Source organism: Candidatus Omnitrophota bacterium, from assembly GCA_026387175.1.
Taxonomy (GTDB): Bacteria; Omnitrophota; Gorgyraeia; order 2-01-FULL-45-10; family 2-01-FULL-45-10; genus CAIMPC01.
In genome coordinates, this window is record JAPLME010000006.1 from 79671 (window position 1) to 100930 (window position 21260).

Genomic DNA, 21260 nt, shown 5'->3' on the forward strand with positions numbered 1-21260 from the left:
GAGCTCAGTTAACAAACCTGTATTTAATGATCGCCCAGAGCGCGCCGAAACCGTGTTTCCAGGATATCTTCTTCCCTTCGGCATAACTTCTGCCGTAATAGGATATCGGCATCTCATAAATCCTCAAGGACTTATCCTTCAGGATCTTCGCGGTAAGCTCGGGCTCGACCGAAAAATCGTTCGACTTTATATCTATACCATCTATGACCTTCTTTCGGAACATCTTATAGCACGTCTCGATATCTGATAATGTGGAGTTATATAAGAAGTTCATCATGAACGTAAGGAAGCTGTTCCCTATCTTGTGCCAGAACATATGCACACGCTGCGGCTTGCCGCCCGACAGCCTGGAGCCGTAGACAACATCGGCCATACCATCCTCTATCGGAGCAGCCATCTCCACAAACTCGTTCGGATCGTACTCGAGGTCCGCATCCTGCACGGTGACTATCTCGCCTGTAGCAGCCTTAAAGCCCGTCCGCAATGCCGCGCCTTTGCCGCTATTCTTTTCATGGAGCACTACTTTCACTCTGGGATCAGCTGCGACTTTCGCCAGGACATCTCTCGTGCCGTCCGTGGACCCGTCATCGACTATTATCAGCTCTTTCACCATGTCGAGCTTCAACACTTTATCCATTATCTTCGTGACCGTATTCTTTTCGTTATAGACGGGCATCACGACCGACAGGATCTTCTCTCGCATAATTCACGTCCTTTTAATTAAAATACTTTCGATTTCCGCTCTAAAAGCGTTAACAGGCTCTCCTTATCCGGGCCGACGATAACGTCCGCGCCGTGCAGGCTCTTTGTGATATTCAACAGCCTTCCGAAGGATCTATTATCCGTCAACAGGACCTCAACTTTCTTCTTCTTTTTACGCTTCAGTATCTTGTATATCGACGCAACGCCGAACAGCAAGGGGTTGACATCCACCCGCCTTATATCAAAATGATCGATGGTTACGGGCCAATTCAACCCTTTCTTCAGGAATATCATGATCTGATGCCCATGTCTCGCCACGCTTGTAGCGATCTCATCGGCCTTCTCATTGGACAACGGCCCGTCTATGAAATATCCTACCCTCACATGCCTTCCCCACCGCTCAAAAAATATTTTCTCGTTATCACTGAAGAGGTCTTTGTTATTCTTCAAAGTCCTGAAGCTCACATTTTCCTTATGATATACGTACGCCGCCTTGGCGCGTGCCGTCTTATAACCGAGTGCCTGCGCTCTCTTGCAGTAATCCGTATCGTCAAAGTATCCGACATGGTAGATCTCGTCGAGGAGGCCGACGCGCTTGATCGCTTCTTTGGTGACCAGCATGCAGAAACCGCGGCATGTGTAGAGTTCCTGTATCTGTCCTTTGAACCCCTTCAAGGTGAGAGCATACTCATCTATCGACCTTTCTCCCGGGAACTGCCCGGACGTATTACTCGACGGGTTCAATAGTCCGATGGACGGGTTCGCCTCAATAACGTCCACCATCTCTTCGAGCCAGCCGGATGCGGCGATCGTATCGTTATTCATGATGCACAGGTAAGGCGCGTCCGAAACGACCACGCCCTGGTTCACCGCCTTTACGAATCCTAGGTTCTTATCGTTCCGTATCAATAGAAGGTCCAGGCCCTTATTCTCTTTAAGGCCCGAGAGATAGCTTTCGGTCGGGGCCTCGCTTCCGTTATCGATGACTATGAGCCTGTAAGGATAATTCGTATTCTTCAATATCGAATCTATGCACTCGCGCGTCACTTCGAGCTGATTCCAGACGGGAATTATAATATCGCACTTACTCATCTTTCTTCACAAGCTCCCAGTACTTCGCCCATTTTAAAAAATTGATGAACGCGAACAGGATCCCGAAGATAAGCCCGTAAATGCCTTCTTTATACCCCTGTTTCTTCACATAAGACTTCCAGAATATTTTGAATGTCTTGTTCACAAGGGCCTTCTTTATCAGGCGCTCGCTTAATATGCCTTCAGTTTCGAGCATCTTTTTGGCCGCGATACCGGCATACCTGTTCTGCCTTTGAACAAATTGATCGATCGAATCGAATGGATAATGATTTACATCAGCGTCGATCACGCCCATAGCGCCTTCATATACCGGCACCTCATGAACTTCACCTTTGTACTTAACATGTTTCCTATTAACCAGGTTGGGTATGTAATGATGGAACCCGCCATGGTCCATCGAGTGGCCTAAGAAGAAGTTTCTCCTCCTGAATTTATAAATTACTACATCTTCGTTTCCGGAGAGTGCCTTCTCCAGCTTCTTCCTGAAACTATCCGTAACGACGTCATCGGCGTCTATATGGAGAACCCAATCGTGCTTCGCATTATCGTTGCCTACATTCCGCTCATCGGCGAATGATCCGGAAAATTTATGATCGACTACGCGAGCGCCTAGCGACTTCGCTATCTCAATGGTCTTGTCCGTGCTGAAACCGTCAACCACGACTATATCATCCGCCCAGATGACGTTCTCAAGGCACTTGGCAATACGCTTCTCTTCGTTCTTAGTGATAATCGCTACAGTGATCTTAATCTTTTCCATGACAGCAGCAGCAACTCTCCTTCTTAGGTTCATTGTCGAGCATCTCTTTATACTTCACGTAACTCATAAATTGATATAGCGCGCCCGCCCACGAAATAGTAAATCCCAGGAGGCCGTCTTTGAACCCGCCCTTCTGTACATACCCTTTCAGAAATCGCGAGAGGCCTTTGCGGTACATCTTTATAAAATTAATATTACGGCGCTCCTTATACCACTTCTTTGCCTCGAGCGTTGTCTGGTTATTTATGCTTACAAAGAAATCATGAAAATCCCTGTAAGAATAATGAATGATATCCTTCTTGAGATGGCCGCACGTGCCGTCGATAAATACCCTTGGGTGGACCTCCGCTTCCTCATATTTGAAGAAACGCTTATCGAAGAGCCTGACCTTCGCGGCAGGATACCAGCCGCTATGCCTTATCCACCTCTTACCCAGATATGACTTAATGGGTATGGTATAGGCCTTATCTTTCATCTCGCCTTTCAATAGATTCGTAATCTCTTCGGCGAGCTCCGGAGTAACGCGCTCGTCCGCGTCCAGGCTGAGCACCCAATTGTTCTTCGCGAGCGAGTAGGCGTAATTCCTGTGTTTGCCCTCTATGTCCATCTTACGGCTGAACACTTTGTCCGTAAACCCTTTGGCTATCTTCACGGTATCATCAGTGCTGGCATCGTCGAGGATTATGATCTCATCCGCCCATGACGCGCTCTCGAGACAGGCCGCTATGTTATCCTCTTCATTCTTCGTGATCACTACAATTGAGACAGGCGCTTTACCGGGCATCTTAATAGTACCTCACTTTCGCTTTATGGATAAATGAAAGGGCATCTAAAAACTTCCAGAATTTCTGGCCTCCTACGAATATCTCGCTGAAACGCTTCTTCTTCGTCAGTATCTTGAACGCCGTATTCATATAAAAATTATTCTTATCCGCCGTCACCATAGTTATATTGGAATGGACGGGCATCTTCACTTCGTCTTTAGCGAAGAACCATACCCAGTTACCGTCCCTGGCAAGCTTGATGGAATCCATCTCCAGCCTCTTCAGGATATTGACGTCGTAAAGGTCGAGAATATAAGCGATCCTTTTGGGCTTGCCCCACCTGAACTCGAATATCTCTTTATTCCTGTTAAAATCTTCATCAAACGTCTTCACCTTTCCAAAGGAAGAGCTCTCCCTGTGATATACATATGCGCCGCATGCCCTGACGCACCTGTATCCTTCTTTGACGGCTTTACGCGAGAAGTCTGTATCCTCGAAATTGCCCATCCCGTATATCTCGTCAAAGAGTCCTATCTTTCTTATTAACTCGCGTTTGATCAGCATGCAGAACCCTATCGCCGCGCCGAGTTCCACAGATCGGCCGGAAAGCCGCCTGATCTTTTCGGCATAGAGGTCCACCGGTTCCCCATCCGCCGGCTTCTGGCCCAGATTATTGCTCGACGGATTCACTATCCCTATATCGGCCGAACTGTCGGCGACAGCTATCATCTCCTTTAGCCAGTCTTTTGTAACGATCGTATCGTTATTCAGAAGGCAGAGGAATGGGGCCTCCGAAGCGGTCATGCCCTGGTTAACGGCCCTCACAAAACCTAAATTTTCACTATTCCTGATCAGTCTAAGCGGCAGCTCGCCGGATGCCTTGAGGCCTTCGAGATAATTTACGGTCTCCTCGCCGCTTGCGTTATCTATTACAATGAGCCCGTATTCACCGGGCGTATTCTTCCTGATCGAATCTATGCAATCTTTCGTAAAAGAGAGCTGATTCCAGACCGGTATTATTATATCACACTTCATCTCGTATCCTTAGCCGCCGAATCGGCTATTTGGCAGACTCTATCCGCCCCTCTTTCGACATCGACGCAATGCACCGCCGGGCAGTCTCCGGATAATTTCATGGCGACTCCGGGGTTGTCGACGAACACCAGGTTATAGCGCTTAGCCTCTTTTTTAATAGAATTTATAAATAAGGTAAGCGATAATAACGCTCCCGGAAAGATTTTCGGGAAGATCCTCTCCCTTATATTTATGTGCCGTATTCCCAGAGGTTCGGCCAAATTCCATAAATAGACTATGTGCTGCCGTCTTGCAAGAAGGAGAAGCACATCTTTAAGGCGCTCCTTGTCCAAAGTTTTCGTAACTATAAAGACTATCCTGAGCCTCCTGCCCCATTTCGAATAAAATAACTGTTTATTCTTTTCGTGAAGCTCCCGCCGGGCTTTGTCTTTAAAAACGGTTGAAAATGTAGAATCCCTAATGTGCTCGACCACTATGTCATTGGCGCGAATACACCGAAAATTAGCGCGTATAGCTCTGACCGAGAAATCGTCATCATCATAATATCCCAGGCCGTATGCCTCATCCAGGCCGCCTATCTTGTCGATGACCGCCCTCTTTATCAGAACGCAGTAGCCCCTGCAAAAATCTATCTCGATATAAGGATATCTTTCCGCAATAGCGGCGTTCTTGGTCTCAAAACGCGGGTTCACGAGCCCGGCGCCGGGGTTCGCTTCGACGGCCGCTATCAACTTATAGAGCCATCCGGGCGTTCTCACGACCGTATCATTGTTCATAATGCAGATATAAGGGCCCGACGACATATTTATTCCCTGGTTGACGGCCTTTACCCATCCGAGGTTTGTCCCGTTCCGTATAAGCACGGAATTTCTATTCGTCCTGACAAACTCTTCCAGACACTTTCTTGTCTCTTCGCCGCTCGCGTTATCGATCAGTATCAAATGATACGGCGTATCGGAATTATTGACGATGCTCTCCAGACAGTTCTTTGTAAGCGCGGCCTCGTTGAATACCGGTATTATGATGTCGACCGTCCTATCTGCCATCGCGTGTCTCTTTTACAGCCAAAGCGGTTTTTCGGCCTTCTTCCAGCCAATCGCACGCGCGTTTCAGCGAAGGCGGTTTTATTACAGACGATCCGGTCATTTTTGCTATAGGATAAACAAGCCCGCCAGCCTTATCTTCGAAGGAGACTATAGCATCGAATCTCTTATCCTTCATACGTTTACGCAACCTCTCGATCATTTTCCCTGAGATTGTGAGATCGAATAATAACCGGGGGAGATTAAAATAGTCTATCCTTATATTCTGGTGCGGCGCAAGGCTCTTTTCCCTCATCGTCCCTTCTATTAATTTTCTTATCGCGTCTTCGCCTTGCGCGGAATTGATCCATAGATGGACCCAGGACCATTCCCTGGCGAGGCCGTAGACATACTCTGTCAGCCCTGATATCTCGGCGCGATCGAGCGTATTGAGCGAGGATAAGACGCCTATGCGGAGATGCTTCCCCCACTTATCGTAATAAATCTTTTGGTTTCTCTTCACCCACTCTTCCCTGTTACCGGCCTTATCGAAGGAGGCATGAATGCGGTGGTAGACATAGGAGTCACGTATGGAGACAGACCTGTATCCCGCCTTATGGGCCCTTATCGAGTAATCTGTATCATCGTAGCCGCCTATGCCGAAAGCCTCATCCAGAACGCCTATCTTATCTATCAGCTCCCTTTTCACGAGCATACAGAAGCCCTGGCACTGGTTCATCTCCATATACTCGCCCTTATAGCGCTCGAGCGTCCGCGCATAAGCGTCGACTGAAGCATCGCTATGGCCGCCGCACTGGGGGTTTATAAGACCGACATCGGGATGGGTCTCGGCAAACTCCACCATACTCTCTAACCATCCGGGAGCCGGGATCGTATCATTGTTCATCATGCAAACGTAAGGAGCGCTGGAGATCTTAAGTCCCTGGTTAACCGCCTTTATATATCCGGCGTTCCCCTTATTTCGTATAAGCACCGTCTTATCCGGGTTATCAGAGGCAAACTTGCGCAGGTACTCTTCCGTATCTTTCTCGCTTGCGTTATCGATAAGAATAAGCCTGTAAGGATAGCGGGTATTTCGTAAGATATGCTCCAGGCAATCTTTGGTGAAAGATAACTGGTTCCAGACAGGGATGATTATGTCGCACTTCATACTGCCACCCCCAGCCTCTTCTTGAATTTTATAATGTGCTTCTTTAACTTCCGCTCCACCGTATGGTCGATCTTTCTCTTTATCTTAACCGATAGCGGCACTTTCTTTGATTCTTCAAGAACCCCTTTCAGGAAAACATAATCTATCCCCTTTATCTTTGGGCTGTCCGGGGAGCGGGAATAATCGTTATGGCTCTTTATGAGAGATATACCTTCTTCTTCGCAATATTTATACAGATCGCTGCCGGGATGCGGCGTGAAGAAAGCGGGGCTCGCCCTATAAGGCTTTATCTTTCGTATCATTTTAAGGGTATCAAGAGCCTCTCTCTTAGTCTCGGTCGGAATACCCAGCATATAATTCGCCCAGACGCGGACGCCGTATCTCTTACATATAGCCGCCGCCTTGTAATTCTGTTCGGTCTTTGTCCCCTTCCTTAAGAAATTCAACACCCTCTGGTTCCCGCTCTCGAATCCTATCAGGAACATTACGAGCCCTGAGCGGGCCATCCTCTTCACCATATCCTCGTTCCTGCATATTATATCGGCCCTGGACTGGCAGATGAATGGCCGGCCGAACCTGTTCTTTTTATACTCATCGCAGAAATCCATTACCCATTTTCTGTTTTCGGTAAGGCAATCGTCATGGATCATCAGGCTCTGAAAATTCGATCTTTCGCGCAAGAGCTTCAATTCATCCATAACGTTCTTTACGCTCCGCCTTCTGACCTTGGAGCCGAATATGATCCTCTCGGCTGGCTGGCAAAAACTGCAATTGTAGATACAGCCTCTGCCGGCTATTATCGTGACAAAAGGTATCCTGAGGAAATGGTCTATCGGCATTTCTCCGGCGGCGAATATCTCCCTGTCGGCGAAGGGAAGGCTGTCCAGGTCCGGCTTCACGCCTCTTATTATTCGATCGGCCGTCTTCCCTGACTCCAGGTCCTTGAGCAGTTCGACGAAGCTGATCTCTCCTTCGCCGAGCACTATATGGTCTATGCCGGGGTTCTCTTTAACTTCTTCAAGCGCAAGGTTCGGATGCGGTCCGCCAACTACCACTTTTATATTCCTATCTATCTCTTTTACTATAGCAATGGCCCGGGTAACCGTCTCATAGTCGACGCTCATCATCGTAAAGCCGACCACCTGAGGCATAGAGGCCTTAACCTTCTCCTTAAATTCATCCCAGGACGCAAGCTGCCTCAAATCTATAAGGCTCACTTCGTGAGCGGCCTTCTTGACGGAACTGGATATCGAAGCCAGACCATGATTTATCCATACAAGTTTAAACCTCTCTCCGGACCGGTTAAAACCCGTTTCGGCTATTCCCGCGAATACCAGCAATACCTTCATAGGATCATGCGCCTTTCGATAAAAATCTGCCCGCCGCCTCCAGCACTTCATCAGCCTTTATGGACTTAAGGCACGACCTATCTTCGCAGATCTTGTATTTAAACTTTTTATAGCAGGGCCTGCAGGGGATGTCGCCTTTCGATATGACAATATGATCTTTGGACATCGGATACGGCCCGTATATATTTTCATCTACGGGCCCGAATATCGACACCGTATTCAACCCTAAGCCCACCGCCATATGCAGCGGACCGCCGTCATTGGTTATGATAAGCTTGCACCTGTTGATCAATCCTAGAAAATTCCTGAGGTTCGTTTTGCCGCAGGCCATTATAGCCTTGCTTTTTATCTTACTTTGGATATTATCACATATCTCTGTTTCGTGAGAATCGCCCAGAAGCACCACTTTAGCGCCGTAACGCTCCGCCAGGCCGTCGCACACCTTCGCGAATCCGTCGCTATCCCAGCGCCTGTGGCGCGCGTCGGCCCCCCAGCTCGCGCCGCATCCGGGTATCACGCCTATCAAAGAATCGCTCTCGGTAACACCGTTAGCTTTCAGGAAGTCGTTTGCCCAGGCAATATCTTCGTTCGTTATATAGACTTTGGGGCTTGGTTTAAGATCCCTTATATTGATATCCAGAAATTTCAATATATCGCAGTAATATTCCACGACATGTTTTTCGTTGAAACCGTCTATATCTATCTTACGGGTAAGGAACCGGCCTCTCTTCCTGTAATTAAATCCGAATCTTTCCCGTATCCCTATAAGACCTAAGAGCAGGCTATACTGGTACCCCAATGAAAGATCGATGGCGATGTTGAATCTTTCCCGCATAAGGGTCATCAGGAAGTCCCAGATCAGTCTAAGACATCCCATCTTCGACCGCTCCCATGCTTTCCTGTAATCGTCTTTCTCGTATATAAAAAACTTATCGATCTTCGGGTTTGATCTTATGACCTCGTAAGATCTCTTATTACAAACGTAGCCTATAAAGCAGTCGCGATATCTGCTTTTCAATATCTCTACAAGCGGAGTAGAGAATAGGACATCTCCGATGCCAAAGGGATTTATAATAAGGATCTTTTTAATCTTCATAAGCCGGTGGTCTTGGATACCCTGATAATTGCGAGACTTGTACCTATGGCAAACCAGAAGAGGGTCGCCAGATTCAGAGAATATAGATTGGTGTCAAAGAAACTATGAACCAGAAAAGCGAAGACGCCGATAGATATACCCCAGAGAGCCGTCCGGTAAAAATCGTCTTTGATGACCTTTAACTCTTTTATAACCGCCCGGAAATATAAAATAATTAGAAATAGGAATCCGGCCAGCCCCACAACTCCAGTATCCGCCGCCATCTGCAGATAACAGTTATGGGCATAGCTCCCTTTCTTGCCTTTCCATTCGTCATTCCTGTATTTCATAAAGTTAACGAAGAAAGTATTAAGTCCGTTACCTATCACAGGATGTTTGACGAATATCTGATAGGAAGTGCCAAGCATACTGACTCTGTCGCTGATGCTGCCCGTTGCGAATATAGCGCGCGTCATCTCGGTCTTGACCAGAACGGAGGCGGAAAGGACCAGGACAAGCAGGAGCACTATCCATATCTTGCGTTTTGAAAACGCCAGATATAACATGGATATGCCCAAGCCTATCCAGGCGCCTCTGGCCTTGGCCAGAAAAAAAAGATAGAACAATGCTGCCGATGCAAATCCCGTCAAATATCTGAGCACGGACCTCTTCATATCGAATAATGTGACACAGGCAATAGGCAGGAGCATCAGCAATATCCATGCCGCCAAATCGTTCGGATATGGAAAACACGCCGTAGGATACCCTCTGAAGAATCCTGCTCCATCGAAAATCGGACGCATACTGAAAGAAGGATAATTATGCAGCAGATCATATCCTGTGGTGTAGTGCTGGACAAGGCCATCGATCGTTATTATCGCGATGGATAAAAATGCTACCGTCAAAAGATCCTTCAGCCGTTCCTTAGTCCTTATGGTGTCTGCCATCACAATACACAAAAATACGTATTTTAAAACTTTTGTAAAAAATGCTTTTATGCTGAGAGACGGATAAGCGGTATTAAAGAAAGAGGGTAGGATAGCGATAACAAATATTGCCAGGCCGATGCCCATCTCTATTTTTGCCGCCTTCACGTCCCGATTCAATAACTTTTGGGCTATCCACACAGCTATCGCGATCGTTATGCCAATTTCTGATATTGATTTTGAAAAAGGCGCGGCGAAGACTACCGCATAGAGGCACCATTTTATCGTTTCACTAAAAATTATATCCAATCGCTCTCTATTATTCAAAATCCCTCTTTCCTTTATTCCTGCCAAATCTACCCGTATCTACGAAAGCGAGCCTTACTCCCAGCGTCACCATCAAAATGATAACACATCCGATCAGCACGAGAGCCGATTTAAGCGGCAGCCTTTGCACCAGCAGAGCCGATAGCCCGAGCACTACGCATATACCGTATATAGCTATAACGGTTCTTCTCTTCCTGAATCCCAGAAGAGCTATCCTATGCGACGAGTGGTCACGGCCGCCCTGGAATACGGAGCGTCCCTCGATCGATCTCATCACAGTGACGAGTATGGTGTCGAATATAGGGTAAGCCAGTATAAGTATCGGCATAGCAAGTGACGTGGTAAGAAATCTTGTGCTCCAGCTTCCCATTACAGCGAGCGCCGCCAGCACAAAACCTAACACCAGGCTTCCCGTATCTCCCATAAATATGCTCGCCTTTGGGAAATTGTGCCTCAAAAAACCGAGGCCGGCGCCTGCGAGAGCAAACGCTATGATCGCTACGTCTATCTGATTACTCGTGCACATGACAATCCCGAAGAATACCGAAGCTATCACGGCTATTCCCGCCGAAAGGCCGTTCATGTTATCCAGAAGATTAAACGCATTGGTGATGCCAACTATCCAGAAGTATGTAAACAGTGTATCAAGATAGTAATTATGCAGAAAGTCCACCCTGACTCCTGACTTGATCACTATCATCGCCGCAAGAAATTGGCCTAGTAATTTTACCTCGGGCATCATCCCCATCCTGTCGTCTACAAGGCCGACGATCAGCAGGAATGTGGCTCCGGTAATGATGCTAACCAATTTGATATCCAATGTAAAGCCGATGGTGGTAATGAGTCCGGCTATAAATGATAGATAGATAGCGACACCTCCCAGAAGAGCTGTGGGATGGGCATGGACCTTATTGATCTTGGGATGGTCAATATATTTAAGCTTAATGGCAATATTTTTGATGACGGGAGTAATGATATAAGAGATCACCGTCGTAAGCACGAAGATTTCGATAACGTTCTTTATCCTCAGCATAAATCCACCCCGACCCTTATTTCTTAAAATACCTGATTATATTCATAAGCATCTCTTCCAGATCCACCTTCGGCTGAAAACCTATAAGGTTCTTTATCTTCTTAATATCCGGCGCCCTGTGCCTCATATCCTCAAAACCTTTCTCATACGCCTTCTCGTAGGGAATATGCACAATGGGAGAATCCGATTTGGTGAGCTTCTTTATCTTCACCGCCAGGGCTTGTATCGAGATGGTATTGGGATTACCTATATTGAATATCTCCCCCACGGCCTTCCGATTATTCGCAAGGGCCGTTATCGCCCGTACCGCATCCGAGACATAGGTGAAGCTTCTCGTCTGCTTCCCGTCCCCGTATATTATTATTGGTTTATCTAAGAGCGCGCATTTAACAAAACGCGGTACGACCATGCCGTACATACCGCTTTGGCGCGGACCCACTGTATTAAAAAATCTCACGATGACCACCGGCAGCTTCTTCTCGCGCCAGTATGCCAGCGATAAAAATTCGTCCATAGCCTTAGCGCAGGAGTAGCTCCATCTCGAGATCGTGGTCGGGCCCAGCACCCTGTCATCGTCTTCTTTAAAGATTCTCTTCCCGGGCCTGTCCTTACCGTATATTTCCGAAGTGGACGCTATTATCACTTTCTTCTTACCAATAGAATTCGCGAGCTCCAGGACGATCTCGGTGCCCTGCACGTTCGTATGCATAGATTCAAGAGGATTGTCTATTATATATTTAACTCCTACGGCGGCCGCCATATGATATACGGTATCACAGTCTCTTACAAGGCGTTTCATCAGCTTCTCATTCATGATCGTGTCTATATACAGCGAAAATTTCGGATTGAGCTTCAGATGTTTGATATTTTCCATATTGCCCGTCGATAGATTATCTATGACCGCTACCTCTTCATTTCTCCGTAAGAGCTCTTCCGCGAGATGTGAACCGATGAAGCCCGCTCCACCTGTTATAAGACTTTTCATGTCACTCTCCTTGTTATATTATTTCCGGCATAGCCGTTCTTAACGAGACTTACACAATACGCAGTATCCTATTCCCAAGCTGAGATCCTTAAACATGTACTCCAGTGCGAAACAGATGCGGTGAATGAGGTTCACTCTGGAGACGAGGAGCTTCGAAATTCCTGAAAACTCACGTATGGCGCTGACGCGCGTCCTCTCGTTGAAACATTTATCCGTATCGGCCCCCTTACTCGCGCGATCCTTCCTGTCGAATAGCAGCATCGCGTTCGCAATATAATGAAAGACAAGCTGGCCATAGCACCAGCATAACATCGGCTCGAAACCGCCCTCTTTCAGAAGAGCGAGGAGAGCGGCCTTATCATATCGCCGGTAATGGCCGGCGTTCCTGTCGAACTTCGAATACAGCCTTCTGTGAGCGGGGACCGTCATTATCAGATACCCGTTCTTCTTTACCACCTTATCGTGGAGAGAGCGGATCATGCTCCTGTCGTCCTGTATATGTTCGAGGATATCGGTCAAAAAAACAAGATCAAACTGCTCATCAAGCTCAAGCGCGCTCTTCTTTTCAAGCCTTATGCGCGGAGAGGTTATCTTCGTTCTGGCCAGACTCAGGCTTTCGTCCGAAGTGTCTATGCCCTTCGCATCGGCCAACCGGTCTTCGAGGGCCAGCAACAGGTTGCCGACGCCGCAGCCGACATCGCAGACGCTCTTGACCCGGCTGCCCAATATCGACAACATCTTATCGATATAGACGTCCCGCGAATATTCCGTAGGTGTGATCGCTTCCAGTTTATCGAACTTCATTGCTTTGGCGCCTTCCCTCCGAATGTTACTCCAACAAATTGAAAAATGCCCGCGGCAAATCCGAGCGTCACCATAAGCGCAAGCGGCAGTTTTATGGCCAGAGCGATCGGCACGAAAAAAAGGCCCCGGCGTTTGTACGCTATTTTTATAAAATCAATATTAAAGAGCACATACAGAATAAATGATGCAAGCGAAAGCGCAATAAGTAACCTGTTATTTATGATAAGGAACGGAATGATGCTCACAATGAAGAACGCGCCCGATACGCTCGCCAGGCCTTCGGACGGGCTAGCGCACCAGTTATCGAATTTTCCGCCTCTTTTTAAAAAAAGCTCCGTCCAATCCCTCGACCTTAAGAAAAATAATTTCATCTGTTTCCTGAAGGAGGGGTGAAAGTGCTGAACAACAATAGCCGGGTCGTAGGCGATCAGTATGCCGGCTTTTTTAAGACGTTCCCCGAAATCAAAATCCTCGACCGATGCCGTCGTAATGTCCTCGTTAAACCCGCCCACTCTTTTGAAGGCATCTCTGGTTATACCGGCGGCCCTCAGCGCAAAAACGCTCACATATTTTGTCTTGGGCGTCCACGATTCGGTCAGAAGCGCCTTGAAATACGCGAAGTAACCCTTTTCGGCGGGCTCAATATCATATTCGCCCGCTACGGCCGCTTCCCCTTTTTTAAAATTATCTACGAAAAGCTTCAGCGTATCCGGCCTCAAAATTACATCGGAGTCGAAGAATATCAGATGATCGCCCTTAGCTTCCCCTGCACCTCTGTTCCTTGCCGCGGCCGGCCCCGGATGGGCCTCGAGACGCAGATAGATGACATCCTTGAATTTATCGGTCGTCGCTTTGAGGTCGAGCGTCGAGCTGTCATCGACAACTATCACCTCAAGGGCGTCGGCGCATAAAGTCCTGTTTGTTTCAACAGACCTCAAGAACCTTTCAAGCTTATCCGGATTGTTATAAGCCGGCGTAATGACGGATATCATCCACTTTTCCTTTTTCAACCGACAAGTATCTTTCGCGCCCTCTTCAGGAGCATCTTGAACTGATACGGCGTCCTCACCTCTACGAGAAGGCCGAGCCATATATGCGGTCTTATGTAAAACCGCGCGTTCGCGCTTTTCAGGCAGCGTTCGAGCATGTCAACGGGAAGGGGCGAAACCGAAGGAATGAACTGATAGTATAGAAACTTGTTCCAGTCGACATTTTCAAAATCGACTCTTCCCTTCCATTCATCATAGATCGCGCTTCCCGGAAGCGGCATGAGCGGAGAAAAGCTTGCTCTGTCCAACTTCAATCTTAACGCAAACTCTATGCTCTTCTTGATATCGTCCTCCGTTTCATCGGGATGCCCTATAAGAAAAAATCCTGTGACTCTTATCTTTGTATGCTTTTTTACCAGGTTCAGCTTTTCTTCGATCTCCTTCGTCGTAAGGCTCTTTTGCAGTTTTTTCAGTATTCTGTCCGATCCCGATTCGATACCGATCGCCAAAGAATAGCAGCCCGCGCGCTCCATCAGCTGAAGCAGTTCCTTATCGAGGGCATCTATCCGCACGCCGTTAGGCAAAGATATCCACACCCTCAGGCCCCGTTCGATAATACCGGACAGCACCTCCCTCGCATACTCTTTGCCCATCGTGAAATTATCGTCTTCTATCTGGAACTCCCTGACACCGAATTTTTTATTCAGATACTCTATCTCATCCAGCACGGCGGCGCTGCTTCTCCTGCGCATCTTCCTGCCATGTATCCTGAAACTCGCGCAAAATGTGCACGAATAAGGGCATCCGCGGCTTGTAATGATCGGCGCTATCGGAAAAGACCTCGCGAACGTCCCATGAGGCGCTTCCGGGTATCTCCTCGGATCCATAAGTTCCCATGCGGGCATCGGCAGGCTGTCCAGGTCGCCTATGTTCCTTATGGGATTGACACATACGGCGCCGGCGGCGTTCCTATACGCGATATTGCTGAGATTTGCCAGAACCGACGTATCTTTTACGTCGCTCCTCTTCAAACCCGCTATCTTGTCTATTATATTTTCGCCCTCTCCCAAGACGGCAAGATCGGCATCTTTAAGAAACGCAAGCGTCTGATGCGGGTCGCCTGTCGCATGCGGCCCTCCGACGATTATCAGTGCCTCTTTCATGCGCTGCCGCGCTATCTCCAGCTGTTTTCTCGCAGTATAGAGCCCGTTCGTATAAAGCTGGAACCCGATCACATCGTACACCTCTCCCTTTAAGCGATCGGCGAAACCTTCAAGGGAAAGCCTCTCCTTGTCGCAGTCGAGAAATGTGACATCGTGCCCGGCGTTCCTCAACACAGACGCCAGATATCCCAAGCCGAGATTCGGCGCGATAGTATAGCAATACTGGCTGATAGGCTTTACTAAAAGCACCCGTGCCATCAAAAGATACCCCGGTAGACCAGCAAATACACAATCGCGCAGTAGCAGAGAATGTTCACCAGGAACGGGATGTCTTTCAAAAGTATCTTCTCCGGGTTAGATCCGCCCCGCCTCATATTCACCAGATAGAGATACCTGAATATCCCATATGCTACGAACGGTATCGTGTATTTAAGCTTATCGGTCCCGTGCTTTGCGACCGTTTCGGCCGAAAGAGCATACAGCGCGTAACTGAGAATGGAGCACCCGGCCACTATGGTAATGAGCTGGTCGAGGAACTCAAGGCTGTAGCCTTCTAGGCTTTTTCTGTGCTGCTTCGATCTCTCCAGAAGAAGCGCCATCTCGGCCCGCCTCTTGCAAAGCGCCAGAAATAATGCAAGCAAAAATGTGCATAAAAGGATCCATGATGATATCAGGGACGTGATACCGCTTACAGAGACACCGGCAAGCAGCCTAAGGATGAAGGCAAGCGATATGGCAAATACGTCTATGATAGAAATATGCTTTAGCGCCAGATCATATGCGATGTGGAGGACCAGGAATATCACGACTATCGCAAACAATTTGCCGGAAAGCATCCACGCCCAGAAAAGGCCTGTCGATACAAGCGCGAACGATACACCCGCTGCCGGGCCTATATTCAGCTCGCCCTTGGCAATGGGCCTCTTACATTTATCGGGATGGTGCATATCCTCTTTCCTGTCTATGATATCGTTCAGGATATAAGAGGCCGATGATACTATGCAGAATATGCAGAATATTTCAATAGTAGAAAAGAGCGTGGCGGGGTCACTGAGCTTCTTAGCGAAGAAAAGACCGGCAAAAACAATGATATTCTTTGTCCATTGCTCCGGACGCATGGATATTATTATCTTTTTGAGAATCTTCATTAGCGGTCCTTTATTCTTTGTAAGCGTATGCGGTTATGAGCCCGCTGTTCTTCATCATGCCCAGCACTGCATCGATAGGCAGCGATAACGCATAAAAAAGCGGGTTCGTGAACGATACATTAATGCCGTGAGCATTCAGGAAACACTGCAGGCTCCCTATTGTGCCGAACGAAAAAAGATCATGCCGGATCTTCACCTTTCCAAATTCGCTCTTCTTCAAAATCGCGGTGAGCGATTTCGGAGAAAAATGGTAGAGATGCTTAGGCAAAAAAAGATGGAACCAGTATCGCTTAAATAAGCGAGCTTCCAGCGAATCGATATTTTGAACACCGATGACCGCAACCCCGCCCTTTTTAAGCAGCCTGTAGGCCTCCTTCAGCACCGACGAGGGATCGTACATATGCTCAAGCGTCCACCAGAATGTTATCGCATCGAAGCTCTCGGGCTTAAAATGAGCGTCCACAAGGTCCCCCTCACGGATATCCAGTCCCAGCACATCCCTGCCATACCCGGTATAACCGATATCTATGCCTTTAACATCCCATCCGAGGGCCTTGAGTACATATATATACCTGCCGCTGCCGCACCCCACATCAAGGAGCGATCCCTTCCGCCTTAAAGGTATCTTCCTGAAAATATTAAAATACAATTTTTCGTAAAATGCCGGCTTTCTTTCCGTCTTCTCCGGATCGTCCTCCAAATAATACTTGAGGAGAGATTCCCTGGATGGCCGGGGGCTCAGAAAAGCAAGCCCACATTTCCCGCATCTTACCACATTATATTCTCTCTTGCAGCGCTGTTTGATATTTGCCGCTTTCAAAAGCAGGGACGGATCATCGTTCCCGCACAATCCGCATCGTACGGTTTCCAACTGTATACTGCTTTCGTCTATTGAGCTTCTATTTTGAGCCATCGCGAATTATCTCTTCGATTCCGGCCCTGTCGGCGGCCTTGAAAAACGGTAAACATAGTATAACCCAACAGCGCCTATCATCATCAGGTAAGGCACTATAGGCGTCCTGTACCTGACGGACACTATTGTAATGAGCGAGCAATGGGCTAATATGGAGTAAAATATGACCGCAAAGATCAAAAAGATCGATTTTTGCTTACGGGATTTCCGGAAAACCAGCCAGAGTCCTATCAGGAATATCAAATATACGTAAAATTCCATGCTTGAAGCAAAGACGTTCGGCACCCTTGAATTATTAATGAGAAGTATAGGGTCGAAGAACCCGAAGCAGGGCCATATAAAATAATTCAGGAACCTTTTAGTGTAAATACGGCAGGCTGTAGCGGCTACGGCCGCAGGCTCTTTCAGTGCGACGCGTAACGAACCGGCGGGATCTTTAAACGGATTGACCCCCAGAGCGTCAAGTCCCCGGTTATCCGGGCTTTTGTCGGGCCACGGGCTCTGAGCGTTCCAGCAGGCTTCGAGCCTGAAACCGGACTTCACCACCAAATTGAACTTACCGTCATTCAGGTAATTAATAAATGTTACGGGGGCGATCAAAAAAGACGCAACGAGAACGGTGATAAGGGTATTCACGGCCTTCTTTCGAAACGTAATTTTATTCACCGCAAAAAGCTCCGTTACGAAGAATAGGACAGGCAGAGCCATGAATAAGCTCCTTGTGATACAGAGCAACCCCAGGACGAGGCCGGCGGTCACCCTGTAGAGCCTATTATCGGGCTTCCTGAAACATCGGAGATACGAAAGGACAAACGCAGCTAATAGCGGCAATATAAGGGCTTCTCCACCCAGCACCACCATATACATTATCAGTATCTGGCTCATACTTACGAGTAAAGCCGTTAATATGGAGATGCTCCTGACCCCGAAAAGCTCTTTCGCTATATAGTAGGATAAGACTGAAAGCGCTCCTCCAAGCAGGCTTTGAACGAATGTAGCCGCGTAAAAATTATGACCGAAACATTTATATACAAGAGATAGGAGGACTATATATCCCGGCTCCCAGACACCGGGAAACAGGGTTCCCCCTTTTAGTATCTTCTCCGGGTTCGTTACCATGGTCCATGCGTTTGCGTTATAGGTACGGCCGTCATCGCTCGAGTCGACAAAGACGCTTCCTCCTCCCGTGGTCTTCAGTATGTGGAACGCGAATACGATCCTGACTATCGTGCCGACCAGAAAAAGAAGCGCAATCACCTTTCGCTCATCCTTGAAGAACGACACTATCCTAGTATAAAGAAGTTGCGCCAACCCGTCTATGCGCGTGATGGCAGCAAATAAAGCCGCTATAACCGCTGCGGCGGCCACATACCCTGAAAATCCTTTAAGCAGACATGTCACAGCCAAATGAATAGACGCAATAACGAGCGGTATGAAGAAAAAATCCTTTCTAAGAAAAAAACCGGCGCAAAACATGGATGCAAGAAATACAGTTGTGACCGTTCCGATATAAAGATAATAGATCCCGGACAAATAAGAAGAGCCCGATATCTGGACATTGAGATCTAATGTTAGAAATGAGAGGTGCAAGGCAAGGCCTATTGGTATGATCTTGTGCAGATTTGTCTTAAAATCGGTCTTGAAAAAAATCGAATGAAAAGCGCTGTAAAGACATAGGACCGACCAGCCCGCCAGAGGCACATAGAGCTTTCTAAAGGGAAGGTTTATATAGACTGCCGTGCCCATTATGATAAAAGCTATATAGATCACCAGATAGGCCGCCATACCGAAAACTATCTGATCTGCGCCGTAAGAAACCGGATCCAAGCTATGCTTTTTTTTCAATATAGCCATTGCGTGAGGCTCATCCTTTCTTGGCGATCGCGACGATATCGCCTGACGGTATTATAAAATTATGATACTTTAACCGCGGAGGCAGGCGTCCGATAAGGCCTTCCATAAGGCTTACAGCGCTGCTCTTCTTTTTTGCCGATTCCTCGCTCTTCTGCCTCATATACTCCCCGGCATAATAGGGATTTATCGATTTGAAAGCGCTTTTAAATCCCAGTATCTTGAAACCCATCGTCCTGAGAAAAGCGTTAAGGTTCTTTTTCGAAAAATATACAAGATGCTGCCTGTGGATATAAGGCCATCTCTTTCCCGTGAACTTCGCGAAAAGGCTGCTTGTATCTACAGTAACTATAACAGCTATCCCTCCGGGCCTCAGCATCTTATACACCTTTTCCACCGCGATCCTGGCGCCGTTAAGGTGCTCCAGCACATCGGTCATTATTATCATATCATAATGATCCGACGGCATCTCTTTCGCTCTCACAAAATCAAGGGCCTCCACCCTGGAACCGAATCTGGCCTTTGCGACGCGTGCGGCCTCCTCCGATATGTCCACGCCGTAGACATCCCATCCGAACTCCTCTCCGACTTCCATGCATATACCTGTTGCGCACCCTATATCTAAAAGCCGGCCGCGATGAGGCGTAAATCGGGAAAGCGACTTAAATAGGCACCGGAACGTCAGATGTCGCATCTTCCTGTGCATCTCCTCATCTTTTCCGACAATGCCCCATACCTCATGATATTTCGCATATACCCGCTCTATCTCTTCATTATTTAATATAGGGTAACTTAGCCAGAGCCCGCATCCGCTGCACCTGATTATGGAATACTTACCGTCCATATCATAAAGCGGAAGGTACTCCGCGGAACCGCATACATCGCATTTGATCTTATATGCCATCACTTCACCTGGGCCTTCGCCGGCTGGGGGTTCTTGAACCGTTTCTCGATCGAATTGCGAAGCTTTATTATATCATCCGAGCTGAAGGCCTTCGTAGATATCTTAGTCGTGTAATCGCCGGGCCTGCCCTTGAACCATGCATGGTCATAATCGTCGGTAAAATTTATGTCGAAATTCTCTTTATTCTTATAGATAAGCGATCCGGGATATGGAGTATAGACCGTGATATCTATATCGTCGAGACCGGCCTCTTCCAGAAAATCCGTCGTCTCCTTTATCGACTCCCTGTTCTCGCCGGGAAGGCCTATTATAAAAAAGCCTTTCACGCGGATACCATATCTGTGGCATAGCTTTATAGCTTCCAGGTTCTTCTTTACCGTCTCGCCTTTATTGATCGTATCGAGTATGCGCTGGGAACCCGACTCGATCCCGACGCCCACTTCTACGCAGCCGGATTCCCGCATCCTACGCAATATATCCCCGTCAACGGTATCAGACCGTATAAAGCACCTGTATATAACGCTCAATTGCTTCAATCGATCGCATATCTCTTTCATCCTTTTTCTATCGACCGTCATCGTATCATCGAAGAACATGACCGCCTCATAGCCGTATCGCTTTACCAGTAACGATACCTCTTCGAACACATTCTGCGGGCTCCTCATCCTAAGGGTCTTGCCCCAGGCGTTATTCGCGCAGAATTTACAACCGAAAGGACAGCCGCGCGAGGTCACCAGCGTCGTGGTCAATTTACCGTCAAGATAATACCGATAGCTCTTGATGTCGATCGTGTCCCTGTCCGGGAACGGGAAGCTGTTGATATCGGCATAGTCGCACTGGGTTACCTGAGACTGCTCCGTTGAGGCCTCTTCCCGCCGTACGATATCAAGGATAGCCCTCTCCCCCTCCCCCTTCACCACAACATCGAACTCGCTAAAAGCGTCTTCGGGCTTGCCCGAAACGTGGGGGCCGCCCAGCACATATAGCGGGGATCTGGCCCGGTTTATCTTTTTAACCTGCTTTACCAGGCGCATAACGGTCGGAAACTGCGGAGTATTGGAATAAAAGCCCACGATATCGGCGTCGATAGATTCCGGAAGAGGCTTCTCGTCATTCATATCGATGTAAGAGATATCGTTGTAGCCGTTCTGTTTGAGATACGCGATAAGGTAGAGAAGCCCGAGCGACGGAAATACTTTCTCGTTTATCAGAAAATCGGAATTTGGATTTATGAAAAGTATTTTCAT

General features: G+C 47.8%; 20 protein-coding genes. All 20 read right to left on the reverse strand.

What is annotated here, in order from left to right; genetic code table 11:
- Positions 1 to 4: 4 nt before the first annotated feature.
- From NTY76_02295 to NTY76_02390, 20 genes are read right to left on the reverse strand one after another with little or no spacing between them, the layout of a single operon-like run.
- Positions 5 to 703 carry a glycosyltransferase family 2 protein gene (locus NTY76_02295; protein ID MCX5677917.1) on the reverse strand — a complete coding sequence of 233 codons (699 nt, stop codon included), beginning with the start codon at positions 701 to 703 and terminating at the stop codon, positions 5 to 7.
- A 17-nt stretch (positions 704 to 720) separates the two neighbouring features.
- On the reverse strand, positions 721 to 1794 hold the full coding sequence (locus tag NTY76_02300; GenBank protein ID MCX5677918.1) for a glycosyltransferase family 2 protein: 1074 nt from the start codon (positions 1792 to 1794) through the stop codon (positions 721 to 723).
- Entirely contained in the window at positions 1787 to 2587 is an 801-nt protein-coding gene (locus tag NTY76_02305; protein MCX5677919.1) for a glycosyltransferase family 2 protein, read from the reverse strand. The genes NTY76_02300 and NTY76_02305 overlap by 8 nt, the downstream gene beginning before the upstream one ends.
- Positions 2541 to 3338, reverse strand: coding sequence for a glycosyltransferase family 2 protein (locus tag NTY76_02310; protein ID MCX5677920.1), 798 nt, complete (start codon positions 3336 to 3338; stop codon positions 2541 to 2543). The genes NTY76_02305 and NTY76_02310 overlap by 47 nt, the downstream gene beginning before the upstream one ends.
- Position 3339: 1 nt before the next feature.
- Positions 3340 to 4353, reverse strand: coding sequence for a glycosyltransferase family 2 protein (locus NTY76_02315; GenBank protein ID MCX5677921.1), 1014 nt, complete (start codon positions 4351 to 4353; stop codon positions 3340 to 3342).
- Complete coding sequence (locus tag NTY76_02320) at positions 4350 to 5399, reverse strand: glycosyltransferase family 2 protein (GenBank protein ID MCX5677922.1); 1050 nt, start codon at positions 5397 to 5399, stop codon at positions 4350 to 4352. The genes NTY76_02315 and NTY76_02320 overlap by 4 nt, the downstream gene beginning before the upstream one ends.
- Positions 5389 to 6546, reverse strand: a complete 1158-nt coding sequence (locus NTY76_02325) for a glycosyltransferase family 2 protein (protein MCX5677923.1) — start codon at positions 6544 to 6546, stop codon at positions 5389 to 5391. The genes NTY76_02320 and NTY76_02325 overlap by 11 nt, the downstream gene beginning before the upstream one ends.
- Positions 6543 to 7895, reverse strand: coding sequence for a radical SAM protein (locus NTY76_02330; protein MCX5677924.1), 1353 nt, complete (start codon positions 7893 to 7895; stop codon positions 6543 to 6545). The genes NTY76_02325 and NTY76_02330 overlap by 4 nt, the downstream gene beginning before the upstream one ends.
- 4 nt (positions 7896 to 7899) lie before the next feature.
- Positions 7900 to 8991: a glycosyltransferase family 9 protein gene (locus tag NTY76_02335; GenBank protein MCX5677925.1), complete on the reverse strand. Its 1092-nt coding sequence runs from the start codon at positions 8989 to 8991 to the stop codon at positions 7900 to 7902.
- Positions 8988 to 10223 (reverse strand): O-antigen ligase family protein, encoded by a 1236-nt coding sequence (locus NTY76_02340; protein ID MCX5677926.1) that lies wholly within the window; start codon positions 10221 to 10223, stop codon positions 8988 to 8990. The genes NTY76_02335 and NTY76_02340 overlap by 4 nt, the downstream gene beginning before the upstream one ends.
- Complete coding sequence (locus NTY76_02345) at positions 10216 to 11256, reverse strand: MraY family glycosyltransferase (protein MCX5677927.1); 1041 nt, start codon at positions 11254 to 11256, stop codon at positions 10216 to 10218. Before NTY76_02345 ends, NTY76_02340 begins: the two co-directional genes overlap by 8 nt.
- 16 nt (positions 11257 to 11272) lie before the next feature.
- Positions 11273 to 12241: a GDP-mannose 4,6-dehydratase gene (locus NTY76_02350; GenBank protein MCX5677928.1), complete on the reverse strand. Its 969-nt coding sequence runs from the start codon at positions 12239 to 12241 to the stop codon at positions 11273 to 11275.
- Between the two features lie 39 nt (positions 12242 to 12280).
- Positions 12281 to 13045, reverse strand: coding sequence for a class I SAM-dependent methyltransferase (locus NTY76_02355; GenBank protein ID MCX5677929.1), 765 nt, complete (start codon positions 13043 to 13045; stop codon positions 12281 to 12283).
- On the reverse strand, positions 13042 to 14055 hold the full coding sequence (locus tag NTY76_02360; protein MCX5677930.1) for a glycosyltransferase: 1014 nt from the start codon (positions 14053 to 14055) through the stop codon (positions 13042 to 13044). The genes NTY76_02355 and NTY76_02360 overlap by 4 nt, the downstream gene beginning before the upstream one ends.
- On the reverse strand, positions 14052 to 15455 hold the full coding sequence (locus NTY76_02365) for a radical SAM protein (GenBank protein MCX5677931.1): 1404 nt from the start codon (positions 15453 to 15455) through the stop codon (positions 14052 to 14054). Before NTY76_02365 ends, NTY76_02360 begins: the two co-directional genes overlap by 4 nt.
- Positions 15455 to 16345, reverse strand: coding sequence for a decaprenyl-phosphate phosphoribosyltransferase (locus tag NTY76_02370; protein ID MCX5677932.1), 891 nt, complete (start codon positions 16343 to 16345; stop codon positions 15455 to 15457). Before NTY76_02370 ends, NTY76_02365 begins: the two co-directional genes overlap by 1 nt.
- A 10-nt stretch (positions 16346 to 16355) precedes the next feature.
- On the reverse strand, positions 16356 to 17258 hold the full coding sequence (locus tag NTY76_02375; GenBank protein ID MCX5677933.1) for a class I SAM-dependent methyltransferase: 903 nt from the start codon (positions 17256 to 17258) through the stop codon (positions 16356 to 16358).
- 6 nt (positions 17259 to 17264) lie between these two features.
- Positions 17265 to 19112 carry a glycosyltransferase family 39 protein gene (locus tag NTY76_02380; GenBank protein MCX5677934.1) on the reverse strand — a complete coding sequence of 616 codons (1848 nt, stop codon included), beginning with the start codon at positions 19110 to 19112 and terminating at the stop codon, positions 17265 to 17267.
- 10 nt (positions 19113 to 19122) lie between these two features.
- Positions 19123 to 20013, reverse strand: coding sequence for a class I SAM-dependent methyltransferase (locus tag NTY76_02385; GenBank protein ID MCX5677935.1), 891 nt, complete (start codon positions 20011 to 20013; stop codon positions 19123 to 19125).
- Entirely contained in the window at positions 20013 to 21260 is a 1248-nt protein-coding gene (locus NTY76_02390) for a radical SAM protein (protein MCX5677936.1), read from the reverse strand. Before NTY76_02390 ends, NTY76_02385 begins: the two co-directional genes overlap by 1 nt.